The sequence below is a fragment of the Enterococcus sp. AZ078 genome, from assembly GCF_051714985.1.
Lineage (GTDB): Bacteria > Bacillota > Bacilli > Lactobacillales > Enterococcaceae > Enterococcus_B > Enterococcus_B hirae.
The window spans coordinates 1,738,435-1,759,713 of the sequence record NZ_JBIOSW010000001.1 but is presented as its reverse complement, the minus strand read 5'-3'; the positions used below and the strand labels follow the sequence as shown (position 1 = coordinate 1,759,713).

Here is a 21,279-nt window from a genome sequence, read left to right as displayed (position 1 = left end):
AGGATGGATAGGAGAATAAATATGAGTGTATCTTCTTTGGAATCAAGAGAAAGACAATATACTAGGGATTTAGAACGATTAAATAAGGACTTGACCTCAGCTGTTAAAAAGGAAAGTGATGCATTAAAAAAAATTAGTCAGCTTAATCCTAGACTATCAAATTCTAAATCTTCTTCGCAAATAAAAATGTATAGTAGACAGATAGAAAGTGAAAATAAAAAAATATTTGATGCGAAGAAGAAACAGGCAGACATCCATAAAAAGATTGCAGATACTACTGCAAAATTGAATAAAGCTAGAATAGATCTGGGAAAAGAAAGAAACAAGGAAAGTATGAAAGCGTTAGAACAACTTCAACGTGAAAATCAAAGTCGTATTAGTGAAATTATAAAAACTGTAGATAATTCATTTACGGGAGCTAATTCAATGAATAATCATAAATATGATCACGATATATTTTTTTCTTATGCACATGAAGACAGTGAATATGCTGATTCACTTGTAAAAATGATGAAGGAAAATGGGATTGATGTAGTTTTTGATAAAAATGATTTGGCTTGGGGACAAAGTATAATTGATTTTATTGATAACCATTTGAGAGCAGTTAAATATGGGATAATTCTCCTGACTCCAACCTATTTAGAAAAATATTGGGCTAACTATGAATTGAAATCTTTGTTACAACGTCACTCACGTTCAGAGGGACAAAATATTATATTACCAATTTGGCATAATATTACAGCTGATGAAATTGCAAATAGAAGTTTAGCGTTAACTGATTTTAATGCTTTACCAACTTCAATTTATACTCAAGAAGCTATTGTAAAAAAAGTTAAGGAATTATTTCCAAATAATGATGGACAAAATGATGGAGATTTGGCAGAGCCCGGTATTTCACCATTACTTGATTAATCTATGAAAGTTTTGATTTGGGTCGATTTATAAATATTTGAAAAAATTTAAGGTAAAAAGCACATGAGAGAAGGATTTGTTTCCTTTTTCTTATGTGCTTTTTGCGAAAGGAGGGAAGCCACTGAAATCGTCAGATTGTAAACCATACCTAAGAGGCTCCTATACGATCATTGACAAAAAGAACTATCTACGTACGTTCCAAATTTACTATGATCCGATCCAAGGAAAAACAAAAAAGAAAAGTGTCAACTGGAAGCGTAAAGGCTTCAAAACTGAAAAACAAGCTTTACGCTATCTGAAAGAACAAATTGAACAAGAAGTCAAAAAGAATGCTCACTATTCTGAGACAGATACCTGTGAAACGTTTGGTGAATTGACTGCTCTTTGGTTGAAATCTTGGGCACCAACGGTTCGACAAACGACAGTTCATTACCAAAAAGAGATACTTGCTCGCTATCTTCAACCGCATTTCCCAGAGAATCTGCGACTTCAGAAGCTTTCTCCTTTAGTTGTAGAGGAGGCATGGGCAGATATCTTATCCATTCGCTCCAAACAGACTAATACCTTGTTAGAAAAAGCGACATTAGAAAAGATCGGCTCTCTTCTAAAACAAATTCTGGCATATGGTTATCGTCATGATTTGATCCTTTTTGATTTAAATAAGTTTGTCTTAAAAATCCCCAATGATCGAAAAATTCGAGCGATTCAGCGTAGGAAGAACAAATTCTTAGAAAAACCAGAAATCAGCTGGTTACTCCAGGCAATCAATGAAAAATACGAAACAAATCAAGAAATTAATAAAATGGGTAAGCTGTATTTAGATGTCGTGGAATTTATGATCCGTAATGGGTTACGTATTGGAGAAGTCAGTGCTTTAACGACGGAAAAGGTTGATTTTTCTAGGAAATTACTGATGATCGATGAAGGTTTAGTGTCTGCGGGGCGAACAGTGAAAGAATACATACGCAATCCACCGAAAACGATAGGCTCTATTCGAGAAATCGGACTCGATACTCGTTCTATAGCAATCATTCAAAATCGAATCTACTATAATCAATTACGCCAAAAAGAAATGAAGCAACGAGAAATAGGAGAATGTTACCAAATCGCTCAACGGACAGAAACCACTATTTACCAAAGCAAAGTACCTGCGTCTAAGAAATACATTTCCTCTCATACCATTTTTCAAACCCAAAACGGGACACCAGTTGTTTCCCATTCCTTGAATGAATTTCTAAACGGTGGAAGAAAAAGCAAAAAAACAAGTCGCTGTATCAAAGATATCTTGAAAGAAAAATACCCACAGTTCCAAAAACAGCTCAGTAGCCACACTTTTCGTTATACCCATATCTCATTACTAGCTGAGGCAGGGATGCCAATTAAGGCAATCATGGAACGTGTCGGGCATTTTAATATGAAAACCACACTAGAGATTTATAACCAAGTCTCTGGTACAACCAAAGAAAAACTAGTCCAAGAAGTCGATTCTTGGATTTTTTAGTGGATTTGTTTTGAAAATACAGTTAGTATGCTTTTATAAGAGTGGTCGAAAACAGGTACGACTTTTCGACGTAAGGAGAATTTAGTTTAATGAATGAAACAACCAATCCCGCAGAACAAAAGGTTTCTGCGTATATCCATATCCCGTTTTGTGAGCATATCTGTTATTACTGTGACTTTAATAAAGTATTTTTAGAAGGTCAACCCGTAGATGAATATGTCGAGATGCTTCTAAAAGAAATGGAAATCACACTTGAACAACATCCTGTAAAAGAATTAGAAACACTGTATGTTGGTGGTGGGACACCTACGTCTTTGACTGCAGTGCAATTGGATCGTTTGTTAGCAGGCGCTAGGGAAATATTGCCTTTTAAAGAAGGAAAAGAATTTACGGTTGAAGCGAATCCTGGAGATCTAACGAAAGAAAAGCTTCAGGTCATGAAAAATTATGGAGTGAATCGTTTATCAATGGGGGTGCAAACTTTTGATAATCGGTTGCTGAAAAAAATTGGGCGGAAACATACCGCAGAGGATGTTTACCAAACAATGCGTTTTTTAGAAGAAGAAAACTTTACGAATGTGAGTATTGATCTGATTTATGCGTTACCTGGACAAACGTTAGAGGGCTATCGAGAGACATTGAATCAAGCACTTGCACTTGATTTGCCCCATTATTCATTGTATTCATTGATTTTAGAAAATAAAACGATGTTTATGAATTGGGTGCGGCAAGGGCGTTTAGAACTGCCTGATCAAGAAACCGAAACGCGGATGTTTGAAGAAACCATACAAGCAATGGAAAAAAAGGGACGTCATCAATATGAGATCAGTAATTTTGGGTTGGAGGGGCATGAATCAAAACACAATTTGATGTATTGGAACAATGATCATTATTTCGGCTTTGGCGCAGGTGCAAGTGGATATCTTGGGAATAAACGATACCGTAATAAGGGACCGATTCAACATTATTTACGTCCATTAAGAGCAGGAGAACTCCCTGTTTTGGAAACTGAAGTACTTTTAAGAGAAAATCAAATCGAGGAAGAAATGTTTCTTGGGTTAAGGAAAAAGATAGGAATTTCCAAACAACATTTTTACGAACGTTATCAGCAAACAATCGAATCGCTTTATTCAAAGGTTTTGACAGATTTAGAAAAAGAAGGATTATTGGTCAATGAATCCGATCGAATTTATTTAACGCCAAAAGGAACTTTTCTAGGAAATGAAGTATTTGAACGTTTCTTGCTTGAAAAATAGTTGTGAGAGGTCAATAAAACCTTTAAATTTCTTTATAGATCGATTAAATAATGGAAGGTATTAAGAAACCTATTTATCTTTCGTGTTGATCTATCAATGGATTTATCAGAGAACACCACTTTTAGCACTCGTTAAATGAGAGTGCTAAAAGTGGTGTTCTTTTTCTTGACACACTATGCGCTTCTTGCTATATTAGTAAGTGGGTTAGCACTTAGAAGATATGAGTGCTAATGAGAGGTGAAGAAGATGTTAACACAAAGACAAAGTGAGATTTTACGTCTGATCATCCAAAACTATACGAGTAGCGGTATACCCGTTGGCTCCAAAACCTTAATGGAAGATGGAGTCAAGGCAAGCTCAGCAACGATCCGTAATGACATGAAAGCCTTAGAAGATGCTGGGTTGTTACTTAAAACTCATTCTTCATCAGGAAGGATTCCTTCAGCATTAGGTTATCGGCATTATGTGGATCATTTGCTAAAACCTGCTCGTGTAACCAATGATGATCTGCAGCAGATTCGGCTGTCTTTAAGCAAAGAATTTCATGAAATTAACGAGATTATTCAACAATCTGCTGAGATTTTATCCGAGCTGACTAGTTACACAACCTTCTCGTTAGGCCCAGAAATTAAAGACCGCCGTTTGACTGGTTTTCGTATCGTTCCTTTAAATAGTCGTCAAGTGATTGCGATTGTAGTAACCGATAAAGGAAATGTAGAAAGCCAAGTTTTTACACTTCCTGAAAATCTAGGAAGCCAAGATTTAGAAAAAATTGTTCGCATTGTCAATGAACGATTGGTGGGAGATCCATTGATGACTGTCTATCATAAATTGCGGACAGAGATTCCAATGATTTTGCATAGATATTTTCAGACAACTGAAGGAATATCAAATCTTTTTGATACGATACTCGGACATGCGTTTGAAGACAAAATTTATGTAAGTGGGCAAATGAATCTACTAGATTATGAACTCCACCAAGATCTGGAGCAGTTCAAATCGATGTTTTCGTTTATGACAGATACTTATGAATTAACCCAAATGATCGTCCCAACGGATAGTAACATCCACATCAAAATTGGATCTGAATTAGGAAATGAGCTTTTACAAAATATGAGCATGATCCAAGCAAGTTACGAGATTGCTGGACACGGTCGAGGTACAATAGCCTTGTTGGGACCAACCAGTATGCCTTATTCAAAAATGTTGGGTCTGGTAGATGTCTATCGTCAAGAATTAGCGAACAAGCTTGCTGATTATTATCGATCAATTGATTTGACTGGATCTTAGCATGAAAACGAATCACTGACTGATTAACGAAAAGGAGTGTGTCTTGTGAAAGAAAAAAAAGAAGAGTTAGAAAAAGACGTAGCGGATATTCAAGAAGATACGGAAATCGATACGGAAGCGACGGAAGACTCAGGTGTCTCTGACGTAGAAGCTGAAGAATTTGAGCGTTTAAATTTAAAGGCTGAAATGGAAGAGTTGGAAGATAAATATTTACGTGCTCGAGCTGAGATTGCAAATATTGCAAATCGAAGTAAAAATGAGCGTGAACAATTACAAAAATATCGTTCACAAGATCTTGCTAAAAAATTATTACCTTCAATTGATAACTTAGAGCGTGCTTTGGCTACAGATGTGGCTGATGATCAGGGTGCAAGTTTGAAAAAAGGTGTCGAAATGGTACTAGAAAGCTTGAAACAAGCACTTAAAGAAGAAGGAATCGAAAAAATCCCAGCAAAAGGAGAGGCTTTTGATCCGAACCTCCATCAAGCTGTACAAACCGTGCCAGCGACTGAGGAACTTCCAGCTGACACAATCGTCGAAGTACTACAAGAAGGTTACAAATTACATGACCGCGTATTAAGACCAACAATGGTTATTGTTGCGCAATAATGTCATGATATAAAATTAACTAAGATAAGGAGACGTTAATTATGAGTAAAATTATCGGTATTGACTTAGGTACAACCAATTCAGCAGTAGCTGTTTTAGAAGGAAACGAAGCAAAAATTATTGCAAATCCAGAAGGTAACCGTACAACTCCTTCTGTTGTCTCATTTAAAAATGGGGAAATTCAAGTGGGTGAAGTTGCTAAACGTCAAGCAGTAACGAACCCAAATACGATTTCATCGATCAAACGCCATATCGGTGAACCAGGCTATAAAGTAGAAGTAGAAGGAAAATCATATACACCACAAGAAATCTCTGCAATGATCCTTCAATATATCAAAGGATTCGCTGAAGACTATCTAGGTGAAAAAGTTGAAAAAGCAGTTATTACTGTACCTGCTTACTTCAATGATGCACAACGTCAAGCAACAAAAGATGCTGGTAAAATTGCTGGCTTAGAAGTTGAACGTATTGTAAATGAACCAACTGCTGCAGCGCTTGCTTATGGCTTGGATAAAACAGATCGTGATGAAAAAATCCTAGTATTTGACCTTGGTGGTGGTACGTTCGACGTATCTATCCTTGAATTAGGTGATGGCGTATTTGATGTACTATCAACAGCTGGAGATAACCATCTAGGTGGGGATGACTTCGATAACAAAATCATTGATCACATGGTAGCTGAGTTCAAAAAAGAAAACGGCATTGATTTATCACAAGATAAAATGGCATTGCAACGTTTGAAAGATGCTGCAGAAAAAGCGAAAAAAGATTTATCTGGAGTATCAAGCACACAAATCAGCTTACCGTTCATCACAGCTGGCGAAGCAGGTCCTCTTCACTTAGAAATGACATTGACTCGTGCGAAATTTGATGAATTAACCGCTGATTTAGTAGAGCGTACAAAAATTCCAGTACGACAAGCCTTGAAAGATGCTGGTTTATCACAATCTGAAATTGATGAAGTTATCTTAGTTGGTGGTTCAACACGTATTCCTGCAGTTGTTGAAGCAGTAAGAAAAGAAACTGGAAAAGAACCAAACAAATCTGTAAACCCAGATGAAGTAGTAGCGATGGGTGCTGCTATCCAAGGTGGGGTTATCACAGGTGATGTCAAAGACGTTGTGTTACTTGATGTTACTCCGTTATCACTAGGTATTGAAACAATGGGTGGCGTCTTTACTAAATTGATTGATCGAAACACAACGATCCCTACAAGTAAATCACAAGTGTTCTCAACGGCTGCAGATAATCAACCTGCTGTAGATATCCATGTCTTGCAAGGTGAACGTCCGATGGCTGCTGATAACAAAACGTTAGGAAGATTCCAATTAACAGATATTCCTGCAGCACCACGTGGTGTGCCACAAATCGAAGTTACTTTTGACATTGATAAAAATGGTATCGTGAATGTTTCTGCTAAAGACCTAGGTACACAAAAAGAACAAAAAATCACGATTAAATCTTCTTCAGGTCTAACTGATGATGAAATCGAACGCATGGTAAAAGATGCAGAAGCGAATGCAGAAGCAGATAAAGCACGTAAAGAAGAAGTGGATTTACGTAACGATATTGATGCTTTACTATTCTCAGTTGACAAAACACTAAAAGAATTAGAAGGTAAAGTTGACGCAGAAGAAGTGAAAAAAGCGGAAGAAGCTCGCGATGAATTGAAAGCTGCTGTTGAAGCAAACAATATCGAAGAAATGAAAACAAAACGTGATGCATTGAATGAAATCGTGCAAAATTTGACAGTTAAATTGTATGAACAAGCTGCGCAACAACAAGCACAAGAAAATCCAGAAGCAGCGCAAACAGGTGCAGATGATGTAGTAGACGCTGACTTTGAAGAAGTCGACGGAGACGACAAAAAATAATCTCATTAAATAATCGTTAGCTGTTTAGTAGAAATGACAAGTTTCAGTAGAGAAGGTTTTCCCCTTCTCTAGCTGGGACTGTTATCATACAATACAACCTTTTGAATACGTTGTTAAACAATATTAAGCAGGATCTAAAAGACGAGTGAATCGAAGTTTATACAATAATTTACTTTACCATTCGTTTTTAGTGCCAATGCTTGAAAGAAGGTTTAGCAAAAGAGATCAGCTCTAAGAAATAATCCGAAGAATGCGAAAATAGATTCTCATATTTTCGAGATTCTTCGGATTATTTTCCGATAGTGCTACATTTAGCGTGGCCTAAAAGGTTATTGGGCGTTCTTTTTCAAGAATGATGCGCAAAATAGAGACCTTATTGTTTGGAGATTTGATGTGCATGATTATGCCTGTTGAATAACAGAAGTCATAAGAACAATGGGAGAATTTCTTGGACAATAGCTGTTGCTTTGAGGTAGTTCGATCTGGTCATAAGATAAGATTTGAGGAATATTCTTCCTTCAATTTGGAAAACTTGACTTAGGTATGATCCTTAAACTAGCTTCCTTTTTTAAATACTTGAAAGTAGCAGTTTTTGTTTTCGTAAAAGTATGATATGATAACAAGCGACGTGGAAATGATGAGAACCAATAGGAGGAAAGCCTATGGCAACAAAACGTGATTATTACGAAGTCTTAGGGCTCTCAAAAGGAGCTTCTGAAGATGAAATTAAAAAAGCTTATCGAAAGCTATCAAAAAAATATCATCCAGATATCAATAAAGAAGCTGATGCAGAAGAAAAATTCAAAGAAGTATCAGAAGCTTATGAAATTTTAAGTGACCCGCAAAAACGGGCAGCTTATGATCAATATGGACACGCAGGTACCGATCCAAACTATGGCGCTGGTGGAGCCGGTGGCGGCTTTGGTGGTTTTGGCGGCTTTTCAGGTGGCGGTTTTGGTGGCTTCGAAGATATCTTTGATTCATTCTTTGGCGGTGGCGGTCGTACGGTAGACCCTAATGCGCCAAGACAGGGTGCGGATTTACAGTACACGATCGATCTTTCTTTTGAAGAAGCGATTTTTGGCGTAGAAAAAGAAATCAAGTATAACCGAGAAGAAATTTGTCATACTTGCCATGGAAATGGTGCGAAACCTGGAACACAACCAACAACTTGTCATAAGTGTCATGGATCAGGGACAATCAATGTGGAACGTCAAACGCCACTTGGTCGTGTGATGAGTCGTCAAACTTGTGACGTTTGTCATGGTACTGGTAAAGAAATCAAAGATCCTTGTCCAACTTGTCATGGTTCTGGTCACGAAAAGAAAGCACATTCTGTTAAGGTGAATGTACCAGCAGGTGTAGAAGAAGGACAACAAATGCGTCTGGCAGGTCAAGGTGAAGCTGGAGAAAACGGCGGACCATTTGGTGATCTATATGTTGTATTCCGTGTGGAAGAAAGTGATATTTTCGATCGTGATGGTTCAGAGATCTATTACGAATTGCCATTGAGTTTTGTACAAGCTGCTTTAGGTGATGAAGTAAAAGTGCCAACCGTTCATGGAGATGTCAAACTTAAAATTCCGGCAGGTACGCAAACAGGAACGAATTTCCGTTTACGTGGCAAAGGAGCGCCTAAACTTCGTGGAGGAGCTACTGGGGATCAACATGTGAAAGTGAAGTTGATCACGCCGAAGAACTTAAATGAACAGCAACGTGAAGCATTGCGTGCTTTTGCTGAAGCTGGCGGCATCAAAGTAGAAGAACAACAAGAAGATGGCTTCTTTGATAAAGTGAAAGATGCCTTTGGCGGTAAGAAAAGAAAATAAAAGAAAAGCAAATCAATAAATTCAGCTAGCATCTCTGGCAGTTAGACCAACATCTAATTGCTGGAGAATCGCCAGCCTCTTATTGATTTGCTTTTTTTATTTAGACAGGAGAAAGTGGCAAACAAATAATTAAAGCAGGGACGAAAGAAGAGGACAAAAAGGAATCAAGTTTTTTTTGTCAATTTTATAAATGCCTTTAAAATAAAGACCGTTGCAAGGGATAGGCATCCTTTTGCAACGGTCTTTAACAATTTCATCATCTGAAGGTTAAATATCTAGTACTTTATCTAGGAAATCTTTTGTTCGTTCATTTTGTGGATTTTCAAAGATTTGTTGTGGTGTGCCATCTTCTAGGAAATTCCCTCCATCAATAAACATGACACGATTGGCAACTTCTTTAGCAAAGCCCATTTCGTGTGTAACGATAACCATCGTCATCCCTTGCTTAGCTAATTTTTTCATGACGTTCAAGACATCTCCGACCATTTCCGGGTCTAGTGCAGAAGTTGGTTCGTCGAAGAGCATGATATCAGGATTCATCGCTAGAGCACGAGCGATAGCGACCCGTTGCTTTTGTCCACCAGAAAGCATTTCTGGATACATGTCTTTTTTATCTTCAAGGCCGACGGTTTGTAGCAATTTGATTGCTTTCTTTTCAGCGGCTTCTTTTGATTCTTTTTTCAAATCCATTGGTGCTAATGTAATGTTTTCTAGCACTGAAAGATGTGGGAATAAATTAAAATGTTGGAATACCATTCCGATGTGTTGTCTTACCAAATTGATATCGGTGTTTTTGTCCATTAAGTGGGCCCCGTCAATGATGATTTCGCCGTCTGAAGGCTCTTCTAAACGGTTTAAACAACGTAGGAAGGTACTTTTTCCTGAACCGGAAGGACCGATGATACAAACAACGTCACCTTCGTTGATTGAAACATTGATATCATTTAAAACGGTATTTTCACCGTATTTTTTTACAAGATGTTCAACTAGAATTTTTTCAGCCATCTTATTTCACCTTCTTTTCTAAAACTTTTGCTAATTTTGTCAGAATAGTAATGAGGATCAAATACATGATAGCAATAATTAGATAGACGTACGTACTTTGTGTCGTACGTGCAACGATAATTTTACCAGTTTGCAGTAACTCTACCACACCGATCGCTGAGATGATTGTTGTATCTTTCAATGAAATAACGAATTGGTTCACGAAAGATGGCAACATGATCTTGATTGCTTGTGGTAAGATGATTTTTTGCATGGTTCGATTATATGAAAGTCCTAAACTGCGAGAAGCTTCCATCTGACCAACTGGCACAGCTTTGATCCCGCCACGAACGATTTCTGCGATATAAGCGCTGGCGTTCAAAGTTAGTGTGATAATCCCGGCAATGAAGTCGGGAATAGTAAATCCGACGATACCTGGTAATCCAAAGAAGATGAAGAATGCAAGAACCATCATTGGAATACCGCGGATGACATCGACATAAATACTTGCAATTGTTCGTAGGGCTCTGATTGGCGCTACGCTGAATAAACCAAAGATAACACCAACAACTAATGCCAAGGCGAATGAAATTAAAGTTAATAAGATCGTTTGCCATAAACCTTTTAGTAAAACTTTGTAGTTGTTTTGTAATAGACCAGTTAGTGTAGATTCATCTTTGCTGGCTTTAGTAGGCGTATTATCAGTTGAGATATATTTGTTGATGATTTTATCGTATTCGCCAGTTCGTTTTAATTCTTTTAGACCTTCGTTGAACATTTGTAATAGTTCAGGATTTTGACCTTTTTTCACAGCAAAAGCGTATTTACCACCAGATTCTTTAGCAATCGGTGTTTCTAATTGTTGATTGTTTTTAATTGCATAGCCGATAACAGGGTAGTCGTCCATCATGGCGTCAATTGCGCCAACTCTCAATCCGTCATATAACTGATCTGCAGAATCGAAGTACTTGATGGTATAGCCGTACTGGTCTTCGTGGGCATTTAAGAAATCAGCACTTTCAGTTCCAACTTTGGCACCTACTGTTTTTCCTTTTAGGTCTTCATAGGACTTGATTGAATTGTCTCCTTTTTTGACAGCGATTTGAATCCCGCTTTCAAAATAAGGATCTGAGAAATCATAGCTTTTTTTTCGTTCATCGGTCACAGTCATTCCTGCGATCATTCCATCTGCTTGACCAGATTCTAACGCTTGTAGCGCAGCAGAGAAACCACGATAATCCATACGTAGGTTAAATCCTTGCAGTTTGGAGATTGCCTCCATTAATCCAACATCAATTCCCTCGTATTTGCCTTCAGCGTTTTGAAACTCGAAAGGTGCAAAAGCTGAATCGCTGGCAATGACATACGTCTCTTTCTTAGGTTCTATTTTTTGCATCGTCTCGCTCGTACTTGAGTCAGCAGTAGTTTTATCGTCAGCTTGTACAGGATTGCTAAGCGCAAATGTGACAAGTCCTGTCATTATGAAAATAATCGTATGAAGCAAATGCTTTTTTTTCATAATTAACCTCCTAAAATTTCAATAACTTTTCATATTTTCCTATTATATGCGAAAACTAATAATAGATACAAGCTGAGTTGCTGAAAAAAATAAAAAAAATGTCATTTTGTAACAATCTATGTTATAAAACGTAACATAATAAATGTAGAAAGGAATCTGACGTAAGATAAATAATTACTTAAGGGACATTATTGATATATAATTTTGCTGCCTAATTTACTACTTAATACATGTATGAATTTATATAATATAGTAGAAAAGAAAAAACTCAAAAGTAGCGAAAGTATGTTCGGTGTGGTATAATAAATCAACAAGGAATGCCTTTGCTTTCCTTTTCTTTTTTGTGGTCGTAAAATGAAGAGGAAAGAATGAAAAGGAGGATGAAATATGATAGAAAGAGATACCTCCCGACACTTTGAGTTGGTGTCAAAATATCAACCAGCAGGAGATCAACCCGAAGCCATTACACAGTTAGTTGATGGGGTAGTTGGTGGAAAAAAAGCTCAGATACTTTTAGGAGCAACTGGTACAGGGAAGACGTACACCGTTTCGAATTTGATTGAAAAAGTGAATAAGCCAACATTGATTATTGCCCACAATAAAACATTAGCTGGACAATTATATGGGGAGTTCAAAGAATTTTTCCCCAATAATGCAGTTGAATATTTTGTATCTTATTACGATTATTATCAACCTGAAGCTTATGTCCCTTCAAGTGATACTTACATTGAAAAGGATTCTAGTGTCAATGATGAAATTGATAAATTACGCCATTCAGCAACCAGTTCGTTATTAGAACGAAATGACGTGATCGTGATTGCTTCTGTTTCTTGCATCTTTGGTTTGGGTTCACCTTTTGAGTATCAAAAACAAGTCGTTTCAATTAGACAAGGAGCTGAGCTTGATCGTAATCAATTGATTCGTGATTTAGTTAGTATCCAATTTGAGCGCAACGATATTGATTTTCAACGTGGTCGTTTTCGAGTACGTGGGGACGTTGTGGAGATTTTCCCAGCCAGTCGGGATGAACGTGCGTTGCGTGTTGAATTTTTTGGTGATGAGGTCGAAAGGATTCGTGAAGTCAATGCGTTGACTGGTGAGGTCTTGGGAGAAACTGAGCATGTGGCGATATTTCCAGCGACTCACTTTGTTACAAATGATGAACACATGGAACATGCGGTTGCAAATATCAAAGCGGAACTGGAACAACGTTTGACTGTTTTGCGAAATGAGAATAAATTGTTAGAGGCTCAACGGCTAGAACAACGAACGAACTATGATATTGAAATGATGTTAGAAATGGGTTATACATCTGGGATCGAAAATTATTCGCGACACATGGATGGACGAAAAGAAGGCGAGCCACCATACACGTTACTTGATTTCTTTCCCGAAGATTCATTAATGATTATTGATGAATCGCATGTGACAATGCCGCAAATTCGGGGAATGTACAATGGTGACCGCGCAAGAAAACAGATGTTAGTCGATTATGGTTTTCGTTTACCATCGGCATTAGACAATCGTCCGTTACGATTAGAAGAGTTTGAAAAGCACGTGAATCAAATCGTTTATGTATCTGCTACGCCTGGTCCATATGAGTATGAACAAACGGATACAGTGATTCAACAGATCATCCGACCAACTGGTCTACTAGATCCAATCATCGAAGTGCGGCCGATCATGGGTCAAATTGATGATCTGGTAGGAGAAATCAATGAACGAGTTGAAAAAGATCAGCGCGTGTTTGTAACTACATTGACAAAGAAAATGTCTGAAGATTTGACTGATTATTTTAAAGAATTAGGAATCAAAGTCAAATATCTGCATAGTGATATCAAAACATTAGAGCGTACCGAAATCATTCGTGATCTTCGTTTAGGTGAATTCGATGTACTTGTAGGAATCAACTTGTTACGTGAAGGACTTGATGTACCGGAAGTTTCGCTAGTAGCGATTTTGGATGCAGATAAAGAAGGCTTTTTACGGAGCGAACGTTCTTTAGTACAGACGATTGGACGTGCAGCACGGAATGCAGAAGGAAAAGTGATTATGTATGCGGACAAAGTGACTGATTCGATGCGCAAGGCTATCGATGAAACTGCTAGACGACGTAGTATCCAAGAACAATATAATCAAGAGCATGGTATCGTGCCGAAAACGATCATCAAAGAGATCCGTGATTTGATTTCCATCACGAAAGAATCCGAAGATGATGCAAAAGAAACGGTTCAAGTATCCTATGAAGAAATGACAAGAGAAGAAAAAGCTACATTATTAATGAAATTAGAAAAAGAAATGAAAGATGCTGCTAAAGCATTAGATTTCGAGACAGCCGCAAATGTACGGGATATGATTCTTGAACTAAAGGCGTCAGAGTAGGGGGATTATATGGCAAATGATAAAATAATTATCCATGGTGCAAGAGCCCACAATTTAAAAAACATCAATGTGACAATTCCGCGAGATAAATTTGTGGTGGTCACTGGATTATCTGGTTCTGGGAAAAGTTCGTTAGCATTCGATACATTATATGCAGAAGGACAAAGAAGATATGTCGAAAGTCTTTCTGCTTATGCACGCCAATTTTTAGGGCAAATGGATAAGCCGGATGTTGATAGTATTGATGGGCTAAGTCCAGCAATTTCAATTGATCAAAAAACAACTAGTAAAAACCCTCGTTCAACAGTAGGAACTGTCACAGAAATCAATGATTATCTCCGATTGCTGTTTGCACGTGTAGGGCATCCTATCTGTCCGAATGATCACATTGAGATCACCAGCCAATCTATTGATCAAATGGCTGATAAAGTTTTAGAATTACCTGAACGAACTAAAATTCAAGTTCTTGCGCCGATCATTGTCAAGAAAAAAGGCCAACATAAAAAAGTTTTTGAACGTATTCAAAAAGAAGGATACGTACGTGTTCGAGTGGATGGAGAAATCTATGACTTAAGTGAAGTACCAGAATTAGAAAAAAATAAAAAGCATGATATCGCAATTGTCATAGACCGTGTCATCATAAAAGAAGGAATCCGTTCACGTTTGTTTGATTCAATCGAAGCTGCCTTGCGTTTAGCAGAAGGCTATGTTTTGATTGATGTCATCGGAGAAGAGGAAATGCTGTTTAGCGAGCATTACGCTTGTCCTTATTGTGGCTTTACTGTTGGTGAATTGGAACCAAGACTGTTTTCTTTCAATGCGCCATTTGGTGCTTGTCCTGATTGTGATGGTCTTGGTGTCAAATTAGAAGTGGACCAAGATTTAGTGATACCTGATCGTACGAAGACGTTGAGTCAAGGAGCGATCGTCCCTTGGAATCCAATCAGTTCACAATACTATCCACAGATGCTGGCTCAAGCCTGTGAAAGTTATGGGATTGATATGGAGACGCCTTTTGAAGAGTTGCCACTTGAACATCAAGAAATCGTGCTCAATGGGACAGACGAGCTGTTCCATTTCCACTATGAGAATGATTTCGGTGGTGTTCGTGATGTTGAAACAACTTTTGAAGGGGTATTGAAAAACATTAAGCGTCGGTACCATGATACAAACAGTGATTTCACAAGAGAGCAAATGAGACAATATATGACTGAATTGACTTGCCAAACTTGTCATGGGTATCGTTTGAATCCTCAAGCTTTATCCGTTCAAATCAATGGGACGAATATTGGACAAACGAACGAGTTGTCTATCCAAAAAGCGGTCAACTTCTTTTCAAATTTGACCCTTTCAGACCAAGAAAAAGTAATAGCTAAACCGATTTTAAAAGAAGTGAATGATCGACTTTCATTTTTAGAAAATGTTGGTCTCGATTATTTAACGCTGAGTCGTGCATCAGGAACTCTTTCAGGAGGAGAAGCACAGCGGATCCGTTTGGCCACTCAAATTGGCTCGAATCTCTCAGGGGTTCTTTATATTTTAGATGAGCCTTCTATCGGACTCCATCAAAGAGATAACGACCGTTTGATCGGTTCATTGAAGAAAATGCGTGATCTAGGGAACACCCTGGTTGTGGTCGAGCATGATGAAGATACGATGCGTGCGGCAGATTATTTGATTGATGTAGGCCCTGGTGCGGGGCATCAAGGAGGAGAAATCGTTTCAGCTGGCACGCCAGCGGAAGTTGCTGCTGATGAAGACTCTTTGACTGGACAATATCTATCCGGTAAAAAGAGTATTCCAGTTCCAACTGAACGCCGAAAAGGGAATGGAAAAGCCATCAAAATCACTGGGGCAACGGAAAATAATTTGAAAAATATTTCAGTGGAATTTCCTTTAGGTGAATTTGTTGCGGTGACTGGTGTGTCCGGTTCAGGTAAGAGTACATTGGTCAATAGTATCCTAAAACGAGCTCTTGCACAAAAAATCAATCGTAATTCAGCAAAACCTGGTAAATTCAAATCAATTTCCGGTTATGAAAGTATTGAAAAAATCATTGATATCGATCAAAGTCCGATTGGGCGCACACCACGAAGCAATCCTGCGACATATACTAGTGTATTTGATGATATTAGAGATTTATTTGCACAAACAAATGAAGCTAAAATGCGTGGGTATAAAAAAGGCCGTTTTAGTTTCAACGTTAAAGGTGGACGTTGTGAAGCCTGCCGAGGCGATGGGATTATTAAGATTGAAATGCACTTTCTACCTGACGTTTACGTTCCTTGTGAAGTTTGTCATGGGAAGCGATATAATTCTGAAACGCTAGAAGTTCATTATAAAGGAAAAAGTATTGCAGATATTTTAGAAATGACGGTTGAAGATGCCGTTGAATTTTTCCAACCAATCCCTAAGATTCATCGAAAACTTCAAACCATTGTCGATGTTGGTCTAGGCTACGTTACGATGGGGCAACCAGCTACAACATTATCTGGTGGGGAAGCACAGCGGATGAAACTCGCTAGTGAATTACACAAAATAGCGAATGGTAAGAACTTTTATATTTTGGATGAACCAACGACTGGTTTGCATACAGATGATATTGCCCGGCTACTTGATGTCTTGCAACGTTTAGTAGATGCAGGGAATACGGTATTAGTGATCGAGCATAACCTTGATGTTATTAAAACCGCTGATCATATTATTGATCTTGGACCAGAAGGCGGGGAAGGTGGCGGTACGATTTTAGCCACTGGTACACCTGAAGAAATCATTGAGGTGAAAGAGAGTTATACTGGTCGATACTTAAAAAAAATCATGAATGGTGAAAACCAACTGGATAGTTAAAAAAAAATTAAAATCAAGTATCTATTCTTGTTTTATTGACCAGTATAGACTAAAATACGAAACATGGTAGTTCTTTCTACACTAATTGGTATAGATAAAAACTTCCTATAAGTTCAATCCGTTCAAAAAAGAATTGAGCAATCGGAGGAGATTCCTTTGATTGCTTTTTTCTTTATGGTATGATATTCCTTGTGTAGTTGAAAAAGAAAACTAGAGATTATGAGTAAGTGAGAGATAATGATGAACAGTAATGTAAACGAAGAATTTATTCCTATTTTATTGGGTAGCGACATGAATGTCTATGGAATGGCACGTTCATTTCATGAAGCGTATGGCAAAGTTTGCCAGGCGTATGCATCAAATCAGTTGGCACCAACTCGCTATAGCAAAATCGTCAAAGTTGACGTAATTCCTGGCTTTGATAAAGATCCGGTCTTTATTGAGTCCATGTTACGTTTAGCAAGAGAGAAATATTCAGATCAAACGAAGAAGTATCTCTTGATCGCATGTGGAGATGGCTATGCAGAACTGATTTCACAGCATAAAGAAGAACTCTCAAAGTATTTTATTTGTCCTTACATCGATTATTCGTTATTTAAACGTCTGATTAATAAGGTTAGTTTTTATGAAGTTTGCGAGGAATACCAGTTACCTTATCCTAAAACGTTGATTGTTAGAAAAGAAATGTTAGTTGATGGGCATTTGAATCAAGAGTTACCATTTGACTTTCCAGTGGCATTAAAGCCGGCAAACAGCGTGGAATACTTATCTGTCCAATTTGAAGGTCGAAAAAAAGCGTTTATTATCGATAATCGTGAAGAATTTGACTTGATCTTAGGTCGTATTTACGAAGCAGGTTATACAAGTGAAATGATCGTCCAAGATTTCATTCCTGGGGATGATAGTAATATGCGTGTGTTAAATGCTTATGTCGATGAAAACCATCAAGTAAGAATGATGTGTTTAGGTCACCCATTACTAGAAGATCCAACACCAGCTTCGATTGGTAATTATGTGGTGATCATGCCAGATTATAATGAAAAGATCTATCAAACGATTAAACGATTTTTAGAAGATATTTCCTATACTGGTTTTGCGAATTTTGATATGAAATACGATCCAAGAGATGGTGAATACAAACTTTTTGAAATCAACCTTCGTCAGGGAAGAAGCAGTTTCTTTGTCACTCTTAATGGCTTGAATTTAGCAAAATTTGTGACAGAAGACCGTGTATTTGAAGTTCCATTCACAGGGACTACCTATGGGACGAGCCAATCGGATCAAGCAAAATTATGGATGGGTGTACCTAACAAGGTCTTTTTAACTTATGCAAAAGCAAATGAAGACAAAAAAGTTGCAGAAAAAATGATTAAAGAAAATCGTTATGGAACGACTGTTTTTTATGAGAAAGATCGTTCGCTCAAACGCTGGTTATTGATGAAGTATATGTTTAGAAATTACATTCCTCGATTTAAAAAATACTTTCATGTGAAAGAAGGTTGATTCATGGAAAACTTTTTTAGTATTTTGGGCGGAATGGGAACGATGGCCACAGAGAGTTTTGTCCGTCTAATCAATCATCGAACCAAAGCCTCAAAAGATCAGGAATATTTAAATTATGTATTATTTAATCATGCGACAGTTCCTGATCGAACGGCTTATATTTTAGATAGGGAACAAGAAAGCCCAATGCCTTACCTACTAGATGATGTTGAAAAACAAAATTTACTCAAACCAAATTTTATCGTTTTAACGTGTAATACAGCTCATTATTTCTTTGATGAACTTCAAGCAGCCACTGAGATTCCGATTCTTCATATGCCACGAGAAGCGGCAAATGAGCTTGTCAGACAAAATACAACTGGTAAAGTAGCCATCCTGGGTACGGAAGGTAGCATGAAAGCTGGAATTTATGAAAAAGAAGTGAGACAGCTAGGCTTTGAGGCGGTCATTCCTGATGCTCAACTTCAGGCGAAAATCAACCATTTGATTTATCATGATATCAAAGAATCAGATTATTTAAACAAAGAACTATACTACGAAATTTTGGCAGAAGCGGTGGCGCGATTTGATTGCGAAAAAATTATTTTAGGCTGTACAGAATTATCGTTGATGCAAGAGTATGTAGGGGAAAATGAATATCCCGTCATTGACGCACAGTCAATCTTAGCTGATCAAACGATCGCCCGTGCCTTACAACACCGACAAGCTACCATATCAAGTTGAAAACTTTTATGAGCAAAGATTAGGGGCGGATACCTACAGTGGTATTTGTCCCTGTTTTTATCGACAACTTCATTTTTAAGAATGTTTAACTGGTAATGATACGCCCGGAAGTGATATAATTTTAGGAAGAGATATGAGAGGGGGCCGTTTGATATGGCTGATAATTTACAACTAGTAATCATCACAGGGATGAGTGGCGCTGGGAAGACGGTCGCTATTCAAAGTTTTGAAGATATGGGGTATTTCTGTATTGATAATATGCCACCAAATCTAATTCCAAAGTTTTGGGAATTGATCAAAGAATCGGGTAAAGTGACGAAAATGGCATTAGTGGTAGACTTGCGTTCACGCTCGTTTTTTGAAGAAATCCAAAATATGTTAGTCGAAATTGAGAATACAGATTTTATCGATACGTCGATTTTATTTTTAGATGCATCCGATGAAGAATTAGTCGCACGATACAAGGAAACAAGACGTACCCATCCAATGGCAATGAACGGTTTAGTCACGGAAGGAATTCGTAAAGAACGTGCGATATTGAATGATCTAAAGATGCAGGCCTCGGTCATTATAGACACGACGACTTTAACGCCACGTCAGTTAAGGGAAAAAATCAATCAAACGTTTAAGACCAAAGGCGATCAAGGCTTTCGAATCGAATTTGTTTCCTTTGGATTCAAATATGGCTTGCCAATTGATTCAGATATCGTGATGGATGTACGCTTTTTACCAAATCCCCACTATATCCCTGAATTAAGACCTTTGACAGGAAAAGATCAACCAGTTTATGACTATGTGATGTCATTTGATGAAACTGAGCTGTTTTATAATAAGTTTTTAGATTTATTACAGACGGTTTTACCAGGATATATCAAAGAAGGTAAAAGCAGCTTGACGATTGCTATTGGCTGTACCGGAGGGCAACACCGTTCAGTTGCGTTAACAGAACGTTTATCAGGTGCTTTGAAAGAAAATTATAAAGTCAATGTGACTCACCGTGACAAAGATAAACGGAAAGAGACGGTGAATCGCTCGTGAAGATGAAAACTTACCGTATAAGAAAGCCCAAAATCGTTGTCGTTGGGGGTGGCACAGGCTTACCGGTTATTTTAAAAAGCTTGCGTAACCAAGGGGCTGATATTACAGCGATCGTAACTGTCGCAGATGACGGGGGCAGTAGCGGTGCAATCAGAGAATCAATTGCGATGGCGCCCCCTGGCGATTTGAGGAATGTGTTGGTTTCATTGTCGGATATGCCACAATTTTATGAAGATATCTTTCAGTATCGTTTTAAAAAAGAAGATCAATTTTTAGCCAATCATACGATCGGTAATTTGATCATTGCCGCTGTCGCAGAAATGAGAGGAAGTACATACGAAGCAGTACAACTCCTATCTAAGATGATGCATGTGGACGGTCATATCTATCCTTCTTCTGAAACACCATTAACACTCCATGCAGTTTTTAAAGATGGTACTACTGCGGTGGGGGAATCAAAAATTGCGGTCGATCGAAAAACGATTGATCATGTCTATGTGCGAAATACCACGGATGATAGCGAAGCCAAACCAGCACGAAAAGTTGTTTCTGCCATTATGGAGGCAGATATGGTCGTTTTAGGACCGGGTAGTTTGTTTACTAGCATTTTACCTAATTTGGTCATCCAAGAAATTGGAGAAGCAGTAGCTAAAACAGAAGCCGAAGTGGTGTATATTTGTAATATCATGACACAAAAAGGTGAAACAGAACATTTTACAGATGCTGATCATATTCGGGTGTTGCATGAACATTTGAAACGACCATTTATTGATACTGTTTTAGTTAACACAGAAAAAGTACCAGCAGGTTATATGGATCCTGAAATTTACGATGAATACCTCGTACAAGTAACCCATGATTTTCATGGATTACGGAATGAAGGATGTCGAGTGATTTCGACTGACTTTTTAGAATTAAAAAATGGTGGTGTCTTCCATGATGGTGAAAAAGTTGTGGAAGAGCTATTTCGTTTGGTTTTTGGTTCCAAATATTAAACGGTAGGTTACTAAGA

General features: G+C 37.9%; 15 protein-coding genes. 13 read left to right on the top strand and 2 right to left on the bottom strand.

The features are described 5' to 3' along the window. The first annotated feature begins 21 nt into the window (after nt 1–21). The 7 genes from IGJ18_RS08090 (at nt 22) to dnaJ (ending at nt 9,271) form a co-directional block, all read left to right on the top strand. A complete protein-coding gene (locus IGJ18_RS08090; protein ID WP_438843142.1) occupies nt 22–912 on the top strand; it encodes a TIR domain-containing protein in 891 nt (296 codons plus the stop codon). A 94-nt stretch (nt 913–1,006) separates the two neighbouring features. Continuing rightward, nucleotides 1,007–2,413: a tyrosine-type recombinase/integrase gene (locus IGJ18_RS08085; RefSeq protein ID WP_438843141.1), complete on the top strand. Its 1,407-nt coding sequence runs from the start codon at nt 1,007–1,009 to the stop codon at nt 2,411–2,413. An 89-nt stretch (nt 2,414–2,502) separates the two neighbouring features. Further along, complete coding sequence (gene hemW, locus IGJ18_RS08080) at nt 2,503–3,669, top strand: radical SAM family heme chaperone HemW (RefSeq protein ID WP_088744909.1); 1,167 nt, start codon at nt 2,503–2,505, stop codon at nt 3,667–3,669. Between the two features lie 246 nt (nt 3,670–3,915). Next, the gene (hrcA, locus tag IGJ18_RS08075; protein ID WP_010718939.1) at nt 3,916–4,959 is read left to right on the top strand and encodes a heat-inducible transcriptional repressor HrcA; all 1,044 of its coding nucleotides are present in this window, start codon (nt 3,916–3,918) and stop codon (nt 4,957–4,959) included. 45 nt (nt 4,960–5,004) lie between these two features. Then, a complete protein-coding gene (grpE, locus tag IGJ18_RS08070) occupies nt 5,005–5,568 on the top strand; it encodes a nucleotide exchange factor GrpE (RefSeq protein ID WP_010718940.1) in 564 nt (187 codons plus the stop codon). A 41-nt stretch (nt 5,569–5,609) separates the two neighbouring features. Then, nucleotides 5,610–7,442, top strand: coding sequence for a molecular chaperone DnaK (gene dnaK / locus IGJ18_RS08065; protein ID WP_010718941.1), 1,833 nt, complete (start codon nt 5,610–5,612; stop codon nt 7,440–7,442). A gap of 662 nt (nt 7,443–8,104) precedes the next feature. Beyond that, nucleotides 8,105–9,271 carry a molecular chaperone DnaJ gene (gene dnaJ, locus IGJ18_RS08060; protein WP_010718942.1) on the top strand — a complete coding sequence of 389 codons (1,167 nt, stop codon included), beginning with the start codon at nt 8,105–8,107 and terminating at the stop codon, nt 9,269–9,271. A 267-nt stretch (nt 9,272–9,538) separates the two neighbouring features. On the opposite strand, the gene IGJ18_RS08055 is transcribed toward dnaJ, so the two are convergent. Together IGJ18_RS08055 and IGJ18_RS08050 are read right to left on the bottom strand one after the other, a co-directional pair. Next, on the bottom strand, nt 9,539–10,276 hold the full coding sequence (locus tag IGJ18_RS08055) for an amino acid ABC transporter ATP-binding protein (RefSeq protein WP_010718943.1): 738 nt from the start codon (nt 10,274–10,276) through the stop codon (nt 9,539–9,541). Between the two features lies 1 nt (nt 10,277). Continuing rightward, complete coding sequence (locus IGJ18_RS08050; RefSeq protein ID WP_010737741.1) at nt 10,278–11,774, bottom strand: amino acid ABC transporter substrate-binding protein/permease; 1,497 nt, start codon at nt 11,772–11,774, stop codon at nt 10,278–10,280. Nucleotides 11,775–12,161: 387 nt separating this feature from the next. Here IGJ18_RS08050 and uvrB point away from each other — a divergent pair, with 387 nt between their 5' ends. The 6 genes from uvrB to IGJ18_RS08020 all read left to right on the top strand — a co-directional run bounded on the left by uvrB (nt 12,162) and on the right by IGJ18_RS08020 (nt 21,262). Then, nucleotides 12,162–14,156 carry an excinuclease ABC subunit UvrB gene (gene uvrB / locus IGJ18_RS08045; RefSeq protein ID WP_034698271.1) on the top strand — a complete coding sequence of 665 codons (1,995 nt, stop codon included), beginning with the start codon at nt 12,162–12,164 and terminating at the stop codon, nt 14,154–14,156. A 9-nt stretch (nt 14,157–14,165) separates the two neighbouring features. Beyond that, entirely contained in the window at nt 14,166–17,003 is a 2,838-nt protein-coding gene (gene uvrA, locus IGJ18_RS08040; protein ID WP_081127457.1) for an excinuclease ABC subunit UvrA, read from the top strand. A gap of 237 nt (nt 17,004–17,240) precedes the next feature. Next, on the top strand, nt 17,241–18,506 hold the full coding sequence (locus tag IGJ18_RS08035) for a D-aspartate ligase (protein WP_010718947.1): 1,266 nt from the start codon (nt 17,241–17,243) through the stop codon (nt 18,504–18,506). 3 nt (nt 18,507–18,509) lie between these two features. Further along, nucleotides 18,510–19,229: an amino acid racemase gene (locus IGJ18_RS08030; RefSeq protein ID WP_010718948.1), complete on the top strand. Its 720-nt coding sequence runs from the start codon at nt 18,510–18,512 to the stop codon at nt 19,227–19,229. 153 nt (nt 19,230–19,382) lie between these two features. After that, nucleotides 19,383–20,267, top strand: coding sequence for an RNase adapter RapZ (gene rapZ, locus IGJ18_RS08025; RefSeq protein WP_010718949.1), 885 nt, complete (start codon nt 19,383–19,385; stop codon nt 20,265–20,267). Continuing rightward, nucleotides 20,264–21,262, top strand: a complete 999-nt coding sequence (locus IGJ18_RS08020; RefSeq protein ID WP_010718950.1) for a gluconeogenesis factor YvcK family protein — start codon at nt 20,264–20,266, stop codon at nt 21,260–21,262. Before rapZ ends, IGJ18_RS08020 begins: the two co-directional genes overlap by 4 nt. Nucleotides 21,263–21,279 lie beyond the last annotated feature (17 nt).

Bases quoted from the DNA above. Each gene is read 5' to 3' on its own strand.
- IGJ18_RS08090 (WP_438843142.1), top strand. From the start codon at position 22: ATGAGTGTATCTTCTTTGGAATCAAGAGAAAGACAATATACTAGGGAT.
- hemW (WP_088744909.1), top strand. From the start codon at position 2,503: ATGAATGAAACAACCAATCCCGCAGAACAAAAGGTTTCTGCGTATATC.
- hrcA (WP_010718939.1), top strand. From the start codon at position 3,916: ATGTTAACACAAAGACAAAGTGAGATTTTACGTCTGATCATCCAAAAC.
- dnaK (WP_010718941.1), top strand. From the start codon at position 5,610: ATGAGTAAAATTATCGGTATTGACTTAGGTACAACCAATTCAGCAGTA.
- dnaJ (WP_010718942.1), top strand. From the start codon at position 8,105: ATGGCAACAAAACGTGATTATTACGAAGTCTTAGGGCTCTCAAAAGGA.
- IGJ18_RS08055 (WP_010718943.1), bottom strand. From the start codon at position 10,276: ATGGCTGAAAAAATTCTAGTTGAACATCTTGTAAAAAAATACGGTGAA.
- IGJ18_RS08050 (WP_010737741.1), bottom strand. From the start codon at position 11,774: ATGAAAAAAAAGCATTTGCTTCATACGATTATTTTCATAATGACAGGA.
- uvrB (WP_034698271.1), top strand. From the start codon at position 12,162: ATGATAGAAAGAGATACCTCCCGACACTTTGAGTTGGTGTCAAAATAT.
- uvrA (WP_081127457.1), top strand. From the start codon at position 14,166: ATGGCAAATGATAAAATAATTATCCATGGTGCAAGAGCCCACAATTTA.
- IGJ18_RS08035 (WP_010718947.1), top strand. From the start codon at position 17,241: ATGATGAACAGTAATGTAAACGAAGAATTTATTCCTATTTTATTGGGT.
- IGJ18_RS08030 (WP_010718948.1), top strand. From the start codon at position 18,510: ATGGAAAACTTTTTTAGTATTTTGGGCGGAATGGGAACGATGGCCACA.
- rapZ (WP_010718949.1), top strand. From the start codon at position 19,383: ATGGCTGATAATTTACAACTAGTAATCATCACAGGGATGAGTGGCGCT.